At 68.5% G+C, this 16,008-nt stretch carries 20 protein-coding genes; 18 read left to right on the top strand and 2 right to left on the bottom strand.

Features of this window, described 5'->3' with window-relative positions:
* Positions 1 to 64: 64 nt before the first annotated feature.
* Positions 65 to 466, top strand: coding sequence for an MbcA/ParS/Xre antitoxin family protein (locus K1Y73_RS09935; RefSeq protein WP_225028138.1), 402 nt, complete (start codon positions 65 to 67; stop codon positions 464 to 466).
* The gene (locus tag K1Y73_RS09930) at positions 463 to 1,161 is read left to right on the top strand and encodes an RES family NAD+ phosphorylase (RefSeq protein WP_225028137.1); all 699 of its coding nucleotides are present in this window, start codon (positions 463 to 465) and stop codon (positions 1,159 to 1,161) included. The genes K1Y73_RS09935 and K1Y73_RS09930 overlap by 4 nt, the downstream gene beginning before the upstream one ends.
* 3 nt (positions 1,162 to 1,164) lie before the next feature.
* Here K1Y73_RS09930 and K1Y73_RS09925 read toward each other — a convergent pair whose 3' ends face one another.
* The gene (locus tag K1Y73_RS09925; RefSeq protein ID WP_225028136.1) at positions 1,165 to 2,085 is read right to left on the bottom strand and encodes a YncE family protein; all 921 of its coding nucleotides are present in this window, start codon (positions 2,083 to 2,085) and stop codon (positions 1,165 to 1,167) included.
* Positions 2,082 to 2,618, bottom strand: a complete 537-nt coding sequence (locus K1Y73_RS09920; RefSeq protein ID WP_225028135.1) for an SRPBCC family protein — start codon at positions 2,616 to 2,618, stop codon at positions 2,082 to 2,084. Before K1Y73_RS09920 ends, K1Y73_RS09925 begins: the two co-directional genes overlap by 4 nt.
* Positions 2,619 to 2,794: 176 nt before the next feature.
* Here K1Y73_RS09920 and K1Y73_RS09915 point away from each other — a divergent pair, with 176 nt between their 5' ends.
* From K1Y73_RS09915 to K1Y73_RS09840, 16 genes are all read left to right on the top strand, one after another.
* Positions 2,795 to 3,976 (top strand): ABC transporter substrate-binding protein, encoded by a 1,182-nt coding sequence (locus tag K1Y73_RS09915; protein WP_225028134.1) that lies wholly within the window; start codon positions 2,795 to 2,797, stop codon positions 3,974 to 3,976.
* On the top strand, positions 3,973 to 4,941 hold the full coding sequence (locus tag K1Y73_RS09910; protein WP_225028133.1) for a PQQ-dependent catabolism-associated beta-propeller protein: 969 nt from the start codon (positions 3,973 to 3,975) through the stop codon (positions 4,939 to 4,941). The genes K1Y73_RS09915 and K1Y73_RS09910 overlap by 4 nt, the downstream gene beginning before the upstream one ends.
* Before the next feature lie 21 nt (positions 4,942 to 4,962).
* Positions 4,963 to 5,400 (top strand): cupredoxin domain-containing protein, encoded by a 438-nt coding sequence (locus K1Y73_RS09905; RefSeq protein WP_225028132.1) that lies wholly within the window; start codon positions 4,963 to 4,965, stop codon positions 5,398 to 5,400.
* A gap of 18 nt (positions 5,401 to 5,418) precedes the next feature.
* Entirely contained in the window at positions 5,419 to 5,670 is a 252-nt protein-coding gene (locus K1Y73_RS09900) for a PepSY domain-containing protein (protein WP_225028131.1), read from the top strand.
* Positions 5,667 to 6,410 (top strand): ATP-binding cassette domain-containing protein, encoded by a 744-nt coding sequence (locus tag K1Y73_RS09895; RefSeq protein ID WP_225028130.1) that lies wholly within the window; start codon positions 5,667 to 5,669, stop codon positions 6,408 to 6,410. Before K1Y73_RS09900 ends, K1Y73_RS09895 begins: the two co-directional genes overlap by 4 nt.
* Positions 6,407 to 7,207: an ABC transporter permease gene (locus K1Y73_RS09890; protein ID WP_225028129.1), complete on the top strand. Its 801-nt coding sequence runs from the start codon at positions 6,407 to 6,409 to the stop codon at positions 7,205 to 7,207. Before K1Y73_RS09895 ends, K1Y73_RS09890 begins: the two co-directional genes overlap by 4 nt.
* Positions 7,207 to 7,803, top strand: a complete 597-nt coding sequence (locus K1Y73_RS09885; protein ID WP_225028128.1) for a hypothetical protein — start codon at positions 7,207 to 7,209, stop codon at positions 7,801 to 7,803. Before K1Y73_RS09890 ends, K1Y73_RS09885 begins: the two co-directional genes overlap by 1 nt.
* A gap of 147 nt (positions 7,804 to 7,950) precedes the next feature.
* A complete protein-coding gene (locus tag K1Y73_RS09880; RefSeq protein ID WP_225028127.1) occupies positions 7,951 to 8,652 on the top strand; it encodes a response regulator in 702 nt (233 codons plus the stop codon).
* Entirely contained in the window at positions 8,652 to 9,782 is a 1,131-nt protein-coding gene (locus K1Y73_RS09875) for an FIST N-terminal domain-containing protein (protein WP_225028126.1), read from the top strand. Before K1Y73_RS09880 ends, K1Y73_RS09875 begins: the two co-directional genes overlap by 1 nt.
* A complete protein-coding gene (locus K1Y73_RS09870) occupies positions 9,782 to 11,176 on the top strand; it encodes an ATP-binding protein (protein ID WP_225028125.1) in 1,395 nt (464 codons plus the stop codon). The genes K1Y73_RS09875 and K1Y73_RS09870 overlap by 1 nt, the downstream gene beginning before the upstream one ends.
* Positions 11,173 to 12,732 carry a sensor histidine kinase gene (locus K1Y73_RS09865; protein WP_225028124.1) on the top strand — a complete coding sequence of 520 codons (1,560 nt, stop codon included), beginning with the start codon at positions 11,173 to 11,175 and terminating at the stop codon, positions 12,730 to 12,732. Before K1Y73_RS09870 ends, K1Y73_RS09865 begins: the two co-directional genes overlap by 4 nt.
* The gene (locus K1Y73_RS09860) at positions 12,717 to 13,403 is read left to right on the top strand and encodes a response regulator transcription factor (protein WP_225028123.1); all 687 of its coding nucleotides are present in this window, start codon (positions 12,717 to 12,719) and stop codon (positions 13,401 to 13,403) included. Before K1Y73_RS09865 ends, K1Y73_RS09860 begins: the two co-directional genes overlap by 16 nt.
* A complete protein-coding gene (locus K1Y73_RS09855) occupies positions 13,400 to 14,050 on the top strand; it encodes a hypothetical protein (RefSeq protein ID WP_225028122.1) in 651 nt (216 codons plus the stop codon). The genes K1Y73_RS09860 and K1Y73_RS09855 overlap by 4 nt, the downstream gene beginning before the upstream one ends.
* 5 nt (positions 14,051 to 14,055) lie before the next feature.
* Positions 14,056 to 14,430 (top strand): hypothetical protein, encoded by a 375-nt coding sequence (locus tag K1Y73_RS09850; RefSeq protein ID WP_225028121.1) that lies wholly within the window; start codon positions 14,056 to 14,058, stop codon positions 14,428 to 14,430.
* 116 nt (positions 14,431 to 14,546) lie between these two features.
* Positions 14,547 to 15,527 (top strand): AAA family ATPase, encoded by a 981-nt coding sequence (locus tag K1Y73_RS09845; RefSeq protein ID WP_225028168.1) that lies wholly within the window; start codon positions 14,547 to 14,549, stop codon positions 15,525 to 15,527.
* A partial coding sequence (locus tag K1Y73_RS09840; RefSeq protein WP_404819081.1) for a DUF58 domain-containing protein occupies positions 15,527 to 16,008 on the top strand: 482 nt, incomplete at its 3' end. The genes K1Y73_RS09845 and K1Y73_RS09840, both read left to right, overlap by 1 nt.

Raw genomic sequence — 16,008 nt, 5'->3', positions numbered from 1 at the left:
TCTGGCCTTTACTTTCGGTCCATATGGCCTATCTTATGCCCAAGACAGGGCAAGGAGGCCCGAAATGCAGCTTGCGACCGCATATCCCCCCGTTCCGCCTTCGCCCAAAAGGGTGATTTCGGTTGCGCTGAAGGCCTATGCCCGCGTGGCCGAAGCCTGGGGTCTGGGTCTGAAAGAGGCGGCCGCCCTGGCCGACATGTCGGAAAGCACCTGGAAACGCGCCCGCAAGCCCGGCTTTGCGGGGGAATTGACGAAGGACCAGCTGCTGCGCCTTTCGGCGCTGATCGGCATCTACAAGGCGCTGGAATTGTATTTCTCGGAACCGCTGGCGCGGGTCTGGTTCACCCGGCCGAATGCCGGCCCGCTGTTCAACGGCGCCCGGCCGGTCGATGTGGCGATCGAGGGCGGTCTGCCGCAGATCCTGGCCGTGCGCAGCCATCTGGACGCGCTGCGGGGCGGCGCATGAGGCAGACGGACCTGTCGGATCGCGCCCTGGTGCGGCTGATCCCGGCGACCTATCACAAGCCCCCGGCCTTGCGCGGGCTGGTCGACGACGACGACGAGATGGAAATCCTGGCCGGGATCGAGGCGATGACCAGCGCGCGGCTGCAGGCCGAACGCGGCCGCAGCCCGCATCTGGACCCGCGGGAATTGGCCTGGCTGCGCCGCAGTCGCGATCTGCGGCTGTATGGCGAAAGCCATGTCAACGCCGCCTTCACCTATACCCGCGCCACCGGCAACCGCTTCAACCCGCCCGAGCGTGGCGCCTGGTATTGCGCCTGGGAGGTGATGGTCTCGGTCGCCGAAGTGGCCTTTCACCGCACCCGCGAATTGCGCTTTGCCGGCTGGTTCCATGACCGCGCCCGCTATGTGGAATTGCTGGCCGATTTCATCGGCACCTTCGACGATCTGCGCGACGAGCCGCTGCATCCGGCGCTGAACCCCGATCCGGCCCTGGGCTATCCCGAAGGCCAGGCCCTGGCCGAGCATCTGCGCCGCGGCGGGTCGCGCGGGCTGATCTACCCGTCGGTGCGGGCGCCGGCGGGCGGGGTTTGCCTGGTCTGTTTCGCGCCCACCGCGATCCAGAACGTCCGGCCCGGGGCCAGCTGGGATCTGATCTGGGACGGGACCGAGGATTATACCTTGCAGGCAGTGGGTTAGCGGTCACGGACCGCCGACGAAGGCGCCAAAGGCGCGCGGCCCCTCGGGCATGTCCAGCGTCTGGTTCACCTGCAGCGCGACCGGGTCGATCACCTGCAGCGTGTCGGAAAACCAGTTCGCCACCAGGATCTGCCCATCAGTGGTGGCGGCAATGCCCTCGGGATAGTCATCGGTCGCAATTTCGGCAATGACCGCAAGGCTTTGCGCATCGAAGACGGTCAGGCTGGCGGCATATTGGTTGGTCACAAAGCCCCGCCCGGCGGCGAAGGCGACCGCATAGGGGCGTTCGCCGGTCGGGATCGTGGCGATCACCGCCGCGCTTGCCAGGTCGATGACGCTGACCTGATCCGACAGGACATCGGTCACGAAACCGCGGCCGTCGTTCAGGGTCACGCCGAACGGGTGGTGGCCGACCGGGATCTGCTGCTGCACCGCGCCCCGGATCAGCGTCACGCTTTCACCGTCCCGATTGGCGACCAGGATCACCCCCTCGGCCTCTGCCACGCCCGAGGGCAGGGCGCCGGTCTGCCACTGGGCAAGCTCTTGCCCGGTGACGGGGTCGATCTCGCGCAGAAGGTTGCCGGCCTGATCGGTGACCAGCGCCATGCCCGTCTGGGGCCGGATCGCCAGACCGAAAGGCGCGCCCGAAAGCGGCCAATCGGCCAAAGGCGCGCCGGCCAGATCGAAGACATGCAGCCGCGCGGTTTCCACCGCCACGGCCAGGATCCGCCCCCGCCGGCCATCCACCGCCACCGCGGCGGGTTTGCCGGGCAGGGGCAGGGTCGCCAGAACCTGAAGACTGCCGGTGTCGACCAGCGTCAGTGCCCCGGCATTCTGCGAGGTCACCGCCGCCACCTCAGCCCCTCCGGCGCCGGCCAGCAGACACAGCGCCAGCGCCACCCCCGCCGTCGCCGCGCGGATCACCCCCCGGCGCCGAAGCGCGCCACCAGCGCGTCGATCAGCCCCTGATGCAGCGCCTCGACCGAGGCGGTGGAGGCTTCGTCATTCTGGTCGGCGGGCGGGTCATTCTGCGGATAGGCGCGATAGAAAGCGCCCTTCAGATCGACCACGGCCTTGCCGCCTTCGTCCTTTACCGTGATGTGCAGCGCGTAATTCGTGGCCTTCACATAGGACAGATTGTCTTCGGTCAGCCGGGTCGAGATCGCCATCTTCTTGGCGTCCAGCTTCAGCAGCTCTTCCTTCAGCACGGTGCCGTCTTCCAGCGTCCGCACCCGGGTTGCGCCCTTTTCATTGCCCGTCGCCTCGATCGAGGTCACGCCGGGCAGCCAATCCATCGTCTGGAACGACCCGATCGCCGCCCAGACCTCATCCGGGCTGGCATTCAGCGTGACCGTCTGATCGGTCTTCAGCCGCGACGGCCCATGCGCCTCGGCCCTGGTGGCAATTCCAGCCGCAAATGCCAGAACCGCCACCAGGGCAATCAGAATCTTCTGCATGTCATCCTCCCTTCCGCTGCCGCGGTCTTTTTCGAAAGATGCGGCGGCGCCGGGGAATTGGGAAATCAGCCAAAAGTAGTATAAGCTTTGAAATCATTGCCTTATGATAATCTTATCATGCAATAGCGCTTTGCCCCCCCGCCCTGCCATGCCTGAATGCCGGCAGGGAGACGATGATGAGCAAGTTGAATGGGGCAATCTGCGGCCTTGGCCTTCTGGCGCTTGGCCTGCCGGCATTGGCCGAAAGCGTGGAATATCGCGTCGCGGTGATCCGCGTCGATGCGCCGGGCCCGATGCCGATTTCCCGGCTGGACTTGCCGCCCGACGATCTGGGCCTGGCCGGCGCCGATCTGGGCACGGCCGACAATGCCACGACCGGCAGCTTCCTGGGCCAGTCCTTCGTGACCGAAACCGTGGTGGCAACGCCCGAGACGGTCGAGGCCGAACTGCAGCGGCTGCTGGATGCCGGGATCACCTATGTCGTCACGCTGGCCGATGCGGAAACGACGGTGCGGCTGGCCGATATCGCCGGCGACCGGGCGCTGGTCTTCAATGCGCTGGCCACCGATGATGCGCTGCGCGGTGCCGATTGCCGGGCGAACCTGCTGCATGTCGCGCCTTCGGACGCGATGATGACCGATGCGCTGGCGCAATATCTGGCCTGGAAGCGCTGGGACGAGGTGGTGCTGATCGCCGGCAGCCACCCCGAGGATCAGGCGCTTGCCGCCGCCTATCGCCATTCGGCCGAGAAATTCGGCCTGCGCATCGTCGAGGAACGCGTCTACGAAGACACGGGCGGCGCGCGGCGCACCGATTCCGGCCATGTGCAGGTGCAAAAGCAGATGCCGGTCTTCACCCAGGGGCTGCCTGCCCATGACGTGGTGATCGCCGCCGACCGCGCCGGGGTTTTCGCCGATTGGCTGCCCTATCACACCTGGGATGCGCGGCCCGTCGCCGGCTCGGCCGGGCTGGTGCCCGAAAGCTGGAACCCCGCGCAGGAAGCCTGGGGCGGCACGCAGTTCCAGACCCGCTTCGAGAAATCGGCCCATCGCCCGGCGCGGCCCGAGGATTTCCAGGCCTGGATGGCGCTGCGGGTGATCGGCGAGGCCGCGACCCGCACCAAGGGCGGCGATTACGGGGTGATGCATGACTTCATCCTGTCGGACAAGTTCGACCTGGCCGCTTTCAAGGGCCAGAAGCTGACCTTCCGCGACTGGGACGGTCAACTGCGCCAGCCAATCCTGCTGGTGGCCGGCAATGTCGTGGCCTCGGTCAGCCCGCAGGACGAATACCTTCACCAGGTCAGCCAGCTGGACACGCTGGGCACCGACCGGCCCGAGACGGAGTGCAAGAAATGAAAGCAGTTTTCGCAGCCCTGGCCTGCAGCACGGTTCTGGCGGGGCCGGCGCTGGCCGACAAGATCTTCGTCTCGAACGAGAAGGGCAACAGCGTGACCGTGCTGGATGCCGCCACGCTGGAGGTGATCCACACGATCCAGGGCATGCAGCGCCCGCGCGGCATCACCGCCTCGCCCGATGGCAAGCATATCTATGTCTGCGCCTCGGATGACGATCTGGTGCGGGTCTACGATTCCGCGACCTATGAGGAACTGCCCTCGCTGCCTTCGGGACCGGACCCGGAACTGTTCGTGCTGCACCCGTCGGGCAACCCGCTTTATATCGCCAACGAGGATGACAACATCGTCACCGTGGTCGATGTGGTGACCCGTCAGGTTCTGGCCGAAGTGCCGGTGGGGGTGGAACCCGAAGGCATGGGCGTCAGCCCCGACGGCAAGATCGTGGTCAACACCTCGGAAACCACGAACATGGCGCATATGATCGACACCTCGACCTACGAGATTGTCGCCAATGTGCTGGTCGACAGCCGCCCGCGCTTTGCCGAATACACGCCCGACGGGCATCTGCTGTTCGTCACCGCCGAAATCGGCGGCACGGTCAGCGTGATCGACACGGCGACGAATGAGATCACCAAGAAACTGACCTTCGAAGTGGCCGGCATCCTGCCCGAGGCGCTGCAGCCGGTGGGGCTGCGTGTCACCGCCGACGGGGCCAAGGCCTATGTCGCGCTGGGGCCGGCGAACCGGGTGGCGGTGATCGACGTCGCCAACCTTGAGATCACCGATTACCTGCTGGTCGGACAAAGGGTCTGGCAGCTGGGCTTCTCGCCCGATGGCAAGTTCCTGTACACGACCAACGGCAATTCCAACGACATCTCGGTGATCGACACCGCCACGGACGAGGTCACCGTCTCGGTCCCGGTGGGCGAACAGCCCTGGGGCGTGGTGGCCGTGGCCACACCGTAAGCGATAAAACAGGAGGATGACATGAAGGCAGGGATTCTGGCCGCGGCACTGGCCGCGCTGGTGGCGGGGGGGGCTGCCGCGCAGCAGTTTGACTATGGCTTTGCCGGGCTGATGGGCAAGGCGAACCGGGTCGAGCTGGCGCCCCTGACGCTGGGCTCGGGCAAGCCGGTGGCCGAGGCGCCCTATGACCTGAAATCCGGCACCTATTACAAGATGAAGATCGTCGCCGACGGTTCGGCCGAGCTGGCGCTGTCGGGCGGCGATTTCTTCCGCGCGATCTGGATCAACGAGATCGTCATCAACGGCATCGAAGTGCGCCCGATGGGGGTGCATTCGCTGGAATTCGACAATGCGGGCGAGGCCGAGGTCAGCTTCATCGCCATCGTGCCGGGCAGCTACACGCTGTCGATTCCGGGCTCGCATGGCGACAGCCAGAAGGCCCAGTTCAACATTCGCTAACCAGAAGGGAGAGAAGACATGAAACGCATCGCAATCGCCGCCGTGCTGGCTTTGGTCGCCGGGCCGGCTCTGGCCGAAGACAAGGCCACCGCCGAGCAGATCGCCAAGATCGACGAGGTGCTGGCCGCCATGACCTGCGAGGTCGATCCGGCGAATATCGAAGTCGAGGCCGATGGCGGCTTCGATCTGGATGACGTGATCTGCGCCGATGGCCAGTATGACATCAAGCTGAACGCCGATTTCACCGAAGCCGAGCGCCGCAAGGAATGATCGCAGACCCGGCACAGACCCCGCCCGCCTTGGAGATCGGCGGGGTCAGCCACCGGTTCGGCCGGGTCGAGGCGTTGCGCGACGTGTCTTTCATCGTGCCGCGCGGCGCCTTCTGCGCGCTTCTGGGGGTGAACGGGGCGGGCAAGACCACGCTCTTCTCGCTGATCACCCGGCTTTACGACAGCACTTCGGGCAAGATCGCGGTGGCGGGCTTCGATGCGCGCCGCCAGCCTTCGCAGGCGCTGGCGCGTCTGGGGGTTGTGTTCCAGTCGCGCGCGCTGGACGGCGATCTGACCCTGCGGCAGAACCTGTCCTATCACGCCGCCCTGCACGGAATCGGCGGCGCCGCCGCAAGGGCGCGGATCGCCGAGGTTCTGGATCTGGTCGATCTGGCCGACAAGGCGGGCATGCGCGCTTCCACCCTGTCGGGCGGCCAGCAGCGCCGGGCCGAGATCGCCCGCGCCCTTCTGCACCGGCCGCAACTTCTGCTGCTGGACGAGGCGACGGCGGGGCTGGATCTGCGTGCCCGGGCCGAAGTGGCCGCCCTGGTGCGCCGGCTGATCGCCGAAGAAGGCGTCTCGACCCTGTGGGCCACGCATATCTTCGACGAAATCGACCCCGCCGATCATGTCGTGGTCCTGCATCGCGGCGCGGTTCTGGCCGATGGCCGGGCCGAGGCCCTGGCCGGCGGCGACAGCCTGTCCCAGGCCTTCCTGCGCCTGACGGGTGAGCCGGCATGAAGGGCTGGTCCATCGCCCTGGCCGGAATCGCCACGCGCGAATTCCTGCGCTTCGCCCGCCAGCGCGAGCGCTTTCTGGCCGCGCTGGTCCGCCCGCTGGTCTGGCTGTTCATCTTCGCCGCCGGCTTCCGCTCGGTCCTGGGCCTGTCGATCACGCCGCCCTACAAGACCTATGTCCTGTACGAGGTCTATGTGACCCCGGGTCTGTGCGGGATGATCCTGCTGTTTTCCGGCATGCAATCGTCGCTTTCCATGGTCTATGACCGTGAAACCGGCGCGATGCGCAGCCTGCTGGTCAGCCCTTTCCCGCGCTGGTTCCTGCTGGGCGCGAAACTTCTGTCGGCCGTGCTGGTCGCGGTGGCGCAGGTCTATGCCTTCCTGATCATCGCCTGGCTGTGGGGCATCCGCCCGCCGCTGATGGGCTATCTGACCGTGCTGCCGGCACTGGTTCTGGCGGGGCTGATGCTGGGCTCTTTGGGCCTGCTGATCTCGTCGGCGATCCGCCAGCTGGAAAACTTTGCCGGGGTGATGAACTTCGTGATCTTCCCGATGTTCTTCGCCTCGTCGGCGCTTTACCCGCTGTGGCGGATGAAGGAATCCAGCGTGCTGCTGCATGCGATCTGCGCGGTGAACCCCTTCACCCATTCGGTTGAGTTGATCCGCTTCGCGCTTTACGGCCAGATCGACCCGCTGTCGCTGGCGGTGACGCTGGGCTGCACGCTGGTGTTCTTCGGTGGCACCGTCTTCATGTATGATCCGGCCAAGGGCCTTTGGCGCGGCCGGAAAGGGGGGGCTTGATGATCCGTCCGCTTCTGCTTTGCGCGCTTCTTGCCGCGGCGCCCGCCTGGGGCGCGGGCTCGACCGATCCCGACTGGCCCTGCATCCAGCGCCGCCAGCCGGCGCTGTCGGTGGGGCAGGTCTGGGCCGGCCCCCCGCCGGACGAGGCCGCCCAGGCCCTGGCCAAATCGCCCGAGATCGAAAGCCTGGCCCAGATCATCGCCCTGCGCCGCACGCCTTTGGACGAGGCGCAGGCCCTGATCGCCGATTTCGCCGCAACCCATGATCCGGCGGCGCTGCCGGCGCTGTTCCTGGCCGCCTTCGACCATATCCAGCTTCGGCGCGACCGGGTGATGGCGGCGATCACCCGCTATGCCCATAAGCAGGAAGCGCTGGATGATGAAATCGTCGCGCTGCGCCACGGCTTCGACGCGCTGAACGCCGCCGACCCGCCCGATTTCGACGCGATCGACGCGGCCGAGGCCAAGCTGGATTGGGCGGTCCGCATCTTCCAGGACCGCCAGCAATCGCTGACCTATGTCTGCGAGGTGCCGGTGATCCTGGAACAGCGCGCCTTCGCGCTTGGCCGCGCCATTGCGGGCCATCTGCCGAAGTGACGGCACCCGGCGCCGGCAAGGCCCTGCCGATGCAAAGGATTTGCCGGACAGGGCGAAATTACCCTGTCGATTTCTGATAAGAATCTCTTAACATGACCGCAGCGCCAGGACGGGGAGGTCCGCAGGCGCTTTGGGGAGGACTGTGGCATGGAACAGCGCGTGACGCGACACGGGGCCGGCAGCGATGTTGCACGGCTGGGCAGCGGCCAGGTGCGCGACGTTCTGATCGTCGACGACCACCCGCTGATGGCCGAGGCGCTTTCGGTCACGCTGAACCTGGCCTTCGGTCTGCGCCGGGTCCGCGTGGTCTGGAGCCTGGCCGCCGCCGAGGCCAGCATCCAGGCCGAAGGCCCGCCCGATGCGGTGGTCCTGGACCTGAACCTGCCGGATGTGGCCGGGATCGAAGGCGTGGTCAGCCTGTGCAACAAGGTGCCGCGCGGCACGGTCACGGTGATCTCGTCGGAAATCGAGCCCTCGATCGTCTCGTCAGTTCTGGCGGCGGGGGCGCGCGGCTATATCTCGAAAAGCCTGCCGCGGGCCGAAATGGTCGATGCGTTCCGCCGGATGTGGGCGGGCGAGACGATCCTGCCCGACGGGTTCGAACAGGAAGCCGCCGAAGACGAGGAAATGACGGCGCTGATCCAGAATTTCGCCACGCTGACGCCGCAGCAGATGAACATCCTGCGCCAGATCTGCCGCGGGCGGCCGAACAAGATCATCAGCTATGAGCTGTCGATCACCGAGGCCACGGTGAAGACCCATATCGCGGCGATCATGCACAAGATCAATGTGCGCAACCGGACGCAGGCGGCGCTTCTTGCCAACAAGGCGCGTCTGTTCAGCCGCTGATGGAAAAGACCGCCGCCCCCCGGGCCCGCGTCGCCTCGGCCGAGGGCGATCTGGCGCGCGTCGCGCTGACGCTGACCCAGGCCTTCAGCGAAGACCAGCCCGCGCTGATCCTGATCTTTGCCGCCGATGGCACGATGGTGGCCCCGCTGTCGCAGCGCCTGTCCGACTGGTTCGGGCCCGGCTGCACGGTTCTGGCCTGTTCCTCGGCCGGCGGCTTTGCCTTCGACGGCTACAATGACGACCGGGTGATCGGCATCGCCCTCTCGGCCCGCGCCTTCCGGGCCGAGGCGCTGTGGCTGTCGCGGCTGCGCCAGCATGCGGCGCTGGACTGGATGCGCGCGCTGCGCACGATCTCGGACCGGATGCCGGAAACCGAGGGAAGGTCGCGCTTTGGCCTGTTGCTGATCGACGGGATGAGCGGTCGCGAGGAACTGGTGACGACGACGGTCGATGCCACATTGCCGGGGCTTCTGGTCCTGGGCGGCTCGGCCGGCGACGGGCTGCGCTTCGGGCGCACCCATCTGGCGATGAATGGCGAGACCCGCGACGAAAGCGCGCTGTTCTGCCTGATCGACACCGATTTCGCCATTGAAGAGGTGGTCTTCGACCATTTCGTCCCCGTGGGCGAGAAGATGGTGGTGACCGATGCCGACCCGGAAAACCGGGTGATCCGCGAGATCAATGCCGAACCCGCGGCCGAGGAATATGCCCGCCTGATCGGCCTTGCCGACAGCGCGCTTGGCCCGCGGGCCTTCGCGGAAAATCCGCTGCTGGAACGCGCGGGTGGGCGGCATTTCGTGCGCGCCATCTCGGGCGTGACGCCCGAGGGCGGGCTCAGCCTGATGTCCTCGCTGCAGACCGGCGCGATCCTGACGCTGGGCCGGCCCGAAAGCCTGACCCAGGGCCTGCGCCACCGGATGGAGGCGCTGGGGCCGGCGCAGCTGGTGCTGGGCTTTGACTGCATCCTGCGCCGGATCGCGGTGGAACAGGCGGGCGAGCAGGAAACCGTGGCGCAGCTGTGCCGCGACCACCGCATCGCGGGCTTCAACACCTATGGCGAACAGCATGGTGGCATCCATGTGAACCAGACCTTCGTGGGCCTGGCGATCCTGGACCGGGGGCTGCCCTGATGGCCGATCTGCCCGAAGATCCTGCCCGCACCATTGCCAAGCTGACGCGCATCAACCAGGCGCTGATGCAGCGGCTGGAGCGGATCGAGGAAAACCGCGGCCCCGCCTATGCCGCGACCCGCGCGGCGGCGGTGCTGGAACGCGAAGTCGTGGCGCGCAACCGCGATCTGGAACAGGCGCTGTCCGATCTGGCCAAGATCAATGCCGAACTGGCCAAGGCGCGCGAAATCGCCGACGAGGCCAACCGCGCCAAATCGCGCTTCCTGCGCGCGGCCAGCCACGATCTGTTGCAGCCGCTTTCGGCCGCCAAGCTGTTCCTGTCGCATCTGACCGAACTGGCCGCGCTCAGCGGCGATACGATGCAGCGCGATCTGGTCTCGCATCTGACGGCCACCTTCGAATCCGCCGAGGAACTGATCCGGGCGCTGTCCGACATCGCCCGCTTCGACAGCCAAAGCTTCCGCATGAACCCCGCGCCCCTGGCGATCGGCCGGCTGTTCCGCCGGCTGATCATCGACATGCAGCCCCTGGCCACCAGCCGCGGCATTGACCTGCGCTTCGTGGCCTCGTCGGTCACGGTGGAAAGCGACCCGGTCTATCTGCGCCAGATCGCGCAGAACCTGATCACCAATGCGCTGAAATACACCACCAAGAAGAAGGTTCTGGTCGGCATCCGGCGCGCGGGCGACAGCGTCTGGCTGGAAGTGCTGGATGCCGGCCCCGGCATCGCCGCCAAGGATCAGGACCGCATCTTCCAGGAATTCGAGCGGCTGTCGCGGCAGGACCAGCCCGGCACCGGCCTGGGCCTGTCGATCGTGCGCCGCGCCTGCCAGCAGCTGGGCCACGCGCTGGAACTGCGGTCCGAACGCGGCCGCGGCTCGCGCTTCCGGGTGCGGCTGGCGCGCTATGGCGGGGCAGGGGCGCCGGCGGCGGGGCCGCCCGCCGTGGCCCATCAGCGCCGCACCGCGGGCGATTTCAGCGGGCGCCGGGTGCTGGTGGTTGAAAACGATCCGGTCATGCGCCGCGCCTATGACTTCCTGCTGGGCGGCTGGGGGATGGAGGTGCAGGCGGTCGACAGCGTGGGCGCGGCCCGCGATGCCGTGGCCCGCAGGGTGCCCGACCTGTTGTTGACCGATTACCGGCTGGATGGCGAAGAGACCGGCCTTCAGACCATCACCGCCCTGACCGAGGATCTGGGCCGCGCGCTGCCGGCGCTGATCGTCAGCGCGGAATCGGCCAAGGCGATCCGGGCCGAGGCCGGCAATATCGCCGTGGCGATCCTGGAAAAGCCGGTGGCCGAGGGCGACCTGCGCCGCGCCATGCAGGCCGCTTTGGGCCAAGCTGGCCCGGCGGAGCCACCGGGGGCGCAGCAGGCGGGGCTGGAAAAGGCATGACGCGGCGGCGCCCGCCCCTTCGCCTGGGCCTGCGGGCCCGGCTGGCGCTGGGGGCATTGCTGCTGGCGCTTCTGGCGGTGGCCGCGGCGGGGATGGCGGCCTATGGCTTCAGCCGCACCCGGGCGCTGGCGGCCGAGGCCATGGCGGCCCAGCACCGGATCGAAGCCTATGCGACCCTGTCGATGCGCGCCAATGAATGGATGCTGGGCTGGCTGACCACCGGCCAGCGGCCCGGCGATGCGGCGGTGATCGGCGCGCTGGATGTGCTGGACCGGCTGGTCGCCGAAGACGTGGCCGCCGCCCCGGACGAGGTCGAAGCCACCCGCCGCGCCCGCCAAAGCATGGCGCCGGCCCGGCTGCGCGCGCAGTTCCGCCAGTTGGATGCGGCACTGGCCCTGGCCACGCCGGGCTCATCCGCGGCCGAGGCGGCGCTGGCCTTCTACGCGGCCCAGGCCCCGGGCGTCGCCGCGGCGCAGATCGAGCAGGAAGTCCGCCGCCGCGACCAGGCGCTTTCGGCGATGGAGGCCCTGCGCCGCCCGCTGCTGAGCGCTGCGATCGCCGTGGCGCTGGCGGCGCCGCTTCTGTTGCTGGCGCTGTATTTCTGGCTGTTCCGGCCGCTTTTCGCCCGGCTGGGCCAGGCCACCGCCTCGGCCGAGGCGCTGGTGCAGGGCGCCCTGCCGGAACAAGCGCGGGGCCATGACGAATTGGGGCTGATGTTCGCGCGGCTGCGGCAGATCTCGGCCCGGATCGACCGCCGCCGCGCCCGGCTGGCGCAGGATTTCGGCCGGCTGGAAGGCATTGTCGAAGGCCGGACCGCCGAATTGTCGGCCGCCAATGCACGGCTTGCCGGCATCGACAGCGCCCGGCGCCGGTTCTTTGCCGATGTCGGCCATGAATTGCGCACCCCCCTGACGGTGATCCTGGGCGAGGCGGAACTGGGCGAGGCCTCGCCCGATCCGGCCGCGCGGGCCGCCTTCGCGACGATCCGCGCCCGGGCGCAGCGGCTGTTCCGCCGGATCGAGGACATTCTGCGCATCGCCCGCTCGGAAAGCGGCCATCTGGACCTCGCGCAGGACCGGGTCGATCTGGCCCAGGCCGCCACGGCGGCGCTGGCCGATCTGGCCCCGGTTCTGAAACGCGCAGGCGTGACCGCGCGGGTCGATCTGCCGCCCCTGTCGGTGCGGGGCGATGCCGACTGGCTGCGTCAGGTCTTTGCCGGCCTGTTCGAGAATGCGGCGAAATATGCCGGGCGCGGCGCCGAGATCTCGGTGACCGGCGCCGCCGTTGATCACCGCGCCAGCGTGCTGATCGCCGATACCGGCCCCGGCCTGCCGCCCGATCAGGCCGAGCGGCTGTTCGCCCGCTTCGCCCGCGGCTCCGCCGCGGTGGACGGTTTCGGCGGCCCCGCCGCCGGGGCAGGGTTCGGTGTCGGGCTTGCACTTGCGCGCTGGGTGGCCGAGGCTTCGGATGGGCGGCTGATGCCCGAACCGGGCCCCGGCTTCCGCCTGCGCCTGGATCTGCCGCTGTGGAAGGAGGAAGCTTGGCCCGTATCCTGATCGTCGAGGATGACCCCGATATCGCCTCGGTCCTGTCGCGCGGTCTGGGGGCGGCCGGCCATGCCGCGCTTTGGGCCGAAACCGTCGCCGAGGCCGAGCTTGCCGTGCGCGGCGCCGAAAGCTTCGATGCCGCGATCATCGACATGATGCTGGGCGACGACAGCGGTGCCGCGCTGCTGGCCAATCTGCGCGCCCAGGGCCAGCGCCTGCCCGCGATCATGCTGTCGGCGCTGGCGCGGGTCGAGGACCGGGCCGAGGGGCTTGAGGCCGGGGCGCAGGATTATGTGGTGAAACCCTTCCAGCTGTCGGAACTGCTGGCCCGGCTTGAGGTGCAACTGCGCCGCGCCGCGCCGCGTCTGGCGCCGCTGGCCCTGGGCCGGCTGGTCTACGATCCGGTGACGCGCAGCGTTCAGGGCAGCGGGCGGCCGGTGATCCTGACCGAGCGTGAGGGCGAATTGCTGGCGCTGTTGATCGCGCGCGCCGGGCAGGTGCTGACGCGTGGCGAATTGTTCGATGCGCTTTGGGCGCCGCATGGCGGCTCGACCGAGAATGTCGTCGATGTCTATCTGGGCTATCTGCGCCGCAAGCTGGCGAATTTCGCCCCCTATGGTCTGGCGCTGCGCACGCTGCGCGGCCGGGGCTTCGTGCTGTCGCTGGAGGAGATCGAATGAAAGCTTTTTTCATTGCCTTGTTTGCCAGCCTGCCGCTGCTGGCCGGCACGGCCCAGGCCGGGGCGTTCAGCGATCTGGTTCTGGCGCCGGGGGTCTGGGCGGAGGCGGCCGAAGGCCCGCTTGCCGCCTATGGCTTCCGCCGCGACCTGCCCGCCCCGGCCGAGGGCGCACCCGCCCCGTCCCCCGAAGGCAATGCGCTGCCCGCTGCGGTCGGCGATGGCCGGCTGGACCTGCTGGCCGCGCCGGCCAAAGATGGGATGCAGCTGGTCCTGAAGCGCATCGAAGACGGCAAGACCCTGCCCGATCTGTCGTTTTCCTCCGCAGGCCCGAACCCGGTGCTGCTGGTGTTTCTGGAAGATGTGGTGCGGGTGATGGCGGCCCAGACCGGCGGCAGCCCCTTCTACATCCGCAACCGCATCCGCGAGGCGCTTGGGGCAGCCGATCTGGCAGCGGGGCAGGGCCCGCACAGCCTGACGCTGACGCCCTTCGCACAGGATGCCAACCGCGCGCGGATGGGCGGCTTTGCCGATCTGGCGATCACCATCACCTATGATGCGGCCACGCCGGGCCGGGTTCTCGAACTAAAGGCGGATACTCCGGCCGGGGCCCAGGGCTATAGTGAGCATCTGCAGCTTCTGAAGGATTAGGCCCGATGCACCCGATCCCCTTCCGCCGGACCCGCCTGGTCCTGCCCGCGCTGGCGCTTGGCACTGCCCTGTCTCTGGCCGGTGCCGCCGCCGCCGCGCCCCAGGCCAATGACTATCCGACCGAGGCGCGGGCGGAATATGTCTTTGCCTGCATGGCAGTTAACGGCCAAAGCCAGGACGCGCTGCGCCGCTGTTCCTGCTCGATCGACGAGATCGCCTCGATCCTGCCCTTCGACGATTACGTCTCGGCCGAGACGGTGCTGCGCATGCGCCAGGGCGGCGGCGAGGCGGGGGCAATGTTCCGCGGCGCCCCGGCCATGCGCAACATGCTGGCCGATCTGCGCCGGGCCCAGGCCGAAGCCGAGATGCTGTGTTTCTAGCCGCGGCGCCCGGCGGTCATCCGAAAGTCTGACCCCCGTCCTTCTGGCCATGTGGCGGCAAGCCTGCCAGTCTTCCTGCCAGGACGACGCGTTGATCGGGGAGGAGAGACGTGGCGATGGATGGACAGGGCGAGGCTTCGGCCGCGCCGCCGGCCTTGCAGCCGGTGATTGCGCTGGCCGCGCAGGTGCGGCAGGGGCTTGTGGGCCATGAGGCGCTGGTCGAGCGGCTGATGACCGCGCTGCTGGCGGGCGGGCATGTGCTGATCGAGGGCCCGCCGGGCCTGGCCAAGACGCGGGCGGTCAAGCTGCTGGCGGCGGGGTTGGCGGGCAGCTTTGCCCGCATCCAATGCACCCCCGACCTGATGCCCTCGGACATCACCGGCACGCAGATCTTCCGCCCCGATGGCGGGCGGTTCGATTTCCTGCCCGGCCCGATCTTTCACGAGCTGGTGCTGGTCGACGAAATCAACCGCGCGCCGCCCAAGGTGCAATCGGCCCTGCTGGAGGCGATGGCCGAGGCGCAGGTGACGGCGGGCGGCACGACCCGGAAACTGCCCGATCCGTTCATGGTCGTGGCGACGCAGAACTCGATCGAGCATGAGGGAACCTTCCCCTTGCCCGAAGCGCAGCTGGACCGGTTCCTCTTGCATCTGGACCTGGCCCTGCCGGGGGCCGAGGCGGAACGCGCGATCCTGGATCTGGTCGAGGGCGAGGCGCAGCACCAGCCCGCCCCCCCGGCCGAACGCCTGCCCGGCACGGCGATTGCCGCGGCGCGCGATGCGGTGGCCGGCATCTTCCTGGCGCCGGCGCTGAAGGATTTCATCGTGCGGCTGGTGGTGGCAACGCGCGATCCTTCGGGCCCGCTGGAAGGGCTGGTCGCGCATGCCGTGTCACCGCGCGGCTCGCTGGCACTGGCGGCTTCGGCCCGGGCGCGGGCGGCATTGCTGGGCCGCAACCATGCCCTGCCCGAGGATGTCGAGGCTTTGGCGCCGGATGTTCTGTCGCACCGGCTGATCCCGGGCTGGCGGGCCACATCGGAAGGCCTGACCTCGCGCGATCTGATCGCCCGGCTTCTGTCCCAGGTCCGGCCCTGGTGATGTCGGGCCGCAGCGACCCCGCCCATATCGGTGCCGCGGGGCTGATGGCGCTGGAAGGGGCCGCCCTGCGCATCGGCGGCGAGGCGGCAAGCCTGGCCGAACGCCCCGGCGCCACCGCCACACGGCGGCGCGGACAGGGCCATGAGATCCGCGAGATAAGGCCGTTTTCCGAAGGCGACGACCCGCGCCATATCGACGCCGCCGCCTCGGCCCGGTCGGGCAGCCCGCATGTGCGCAGCTTCCACGAAGACCGCGAACGCAGCCTGCTGCTGATCGCCGATTTCCGCGCGCCGATGCTGTGGGGAACCAAGGGCCGCCTGCGCTCGGTCGCGGCGGCCGAGGCTTTGGCGCTGGCCGGCTGGCGCGCGGTCTTGCAGGGCGGCGCGGTGGGCGTGGTGGCGCTGACCGATGCCGGCCCGCAGGTGCAGGCGCCGCGGCCGCGCCATCGCGGCATGGCGCTGGTCGCATCCTGCCTGGAACG

This window comes from Xinfangfangia pollutisoli (genome assembly GCF_020179405.1).
GTDB classification, from domain to species: domain Bacteria; phylum Pseudomonadota; class Alphaproteobacteria; order Rhodobacterales; family Rhodobacteraceae; genus Pseudogemmobacter; species Pseudogemmobacter pollutisoli.
This window is presented reverse-complemented; position numbering and strand designations above follow the sequence as displayed.

Bases quoted from the DNA above. Each gene is read 5' to 3' on its own strand.
- K1Y73_RS09930 (WP_225028137.1), top strand. From the start codon at position 463: ATGAGGCAGACGGACCTGTCGGATCGCGCCCTGGTGCGGCTGATCCCG.
- K1Y73_RS09910 (WP_225028133.1), top strand. From the start codon at position 3,973: ATGAAAGCAGTTTTCGCAGCCCTGGCCTGCAGCACGGTTCTGGCGGGG.
- K1Y73_RS09900 (WP_225028131.1), top strand. From the start codon at position 5,419: ATGAAACGCATCGCAATCGCCGCCGTGCTGGCTTTGGTCGCCGGGCCG.
- K1Y73_RS09875 (WP_225028126.1), top strand. From the start codon at position 8,652: ATGGAAAAGACCGCCGCCCCCCGGGCCCGCGTCGCCTCGGCCGAGGGC.
- K1Y73_RS09920 (WP_225028135.1), bottom strand. From the start codon at position 2,618: ATGCAGAAGATTCTGATTGCCCTGGTGGCGGTTCTGGCATTTGCGGCT.
- K1Y73_RS09935 (WP_225028138.1), top strand. From the start codon at position 65: ATGCAGCTTGCGACCGCATATCCCCCCGTTCCGCCTTCGCCCAAAAGG.
- K1Y73_RS09870 (WP_225028125.1), top strand. From the start codon at position 9,782: ATGGCCGATCTGCCCGAAGATCCTGCCCGCACCATTGCCAAGCTGACG.
- K1Y73_RS09905 (WP_225028132.1), top strand. From the start codon at position 4,963: ATGAAGGCAGGGATTCTGGCCGCGGCACTGGCCGCGCTGGTGGCGGGG.
- K1Y73_RS09895 (WP_225028130.1), top strand. From the start codon at position 5,667: ATGATCGCAGACCCGGCACAGACCCCGCCCGCCTTGGAGATCGGCGGG.
- K1Y73_RS09890 (WP_225028129.1), top strand. From the start codon at position 6,407: ATGAAGGGCTGGTCCATCGCCCTGGCCGGAATCGCCACGCGCGAATTC.
- K1Y73_RS09915 (WP_225028134.1), top strand. From the start codon at position 2,795: ATGAGCAAGTTGAATGGGGCAATCTGCGGCCTTGGCCTTCTGGCGCTT.
- K1Y73_RS09880 (WP_225028127.1), top strand. From the start codon at position 7,951: ATGGAACAGCGCGTGACGCGACACGGGGCCGGCAGCGATGTTGCACGG.
- K1Y73_RS09845 (WP_225028168.1), top strand. From the start codon at position 14,547: ATGGATGGACAGGGCGAGGCTTCGGCCGCGCCGCCGGCCTTGCAGCCG.
- K1Y73_RS09865 (WP_225028124.1), top strand. From the start codon at position 11,173: ATGACGCGGCGGCGCCCGCCCCTTCGCCTGGGCCTGCGGGCCCGGCTG.
- K1Y73_RS09850 (WP_225028121.1), top strand. From the start codon at position 14,056: ATGCACCCGATCCCCTTCCGCCGGACCCGCCTGGTCCTGCCCGCGCTG.
- K1Y73_RS09885 (WP_225028128.1), top strand. From the start codon at position 7,207: ATGATCCGTCCGCTTCTGCTTTGCGCGCTTCTTGCCGCGGCGCCCGCC.
- K1Y73_RS09855 (WP_225028122.1), top strand. From the start codon at position 13,400: ATGAAAGCTTTTTTCATTGCCTTGTTTGCCAGCCTGCCGCTGCTGGCC.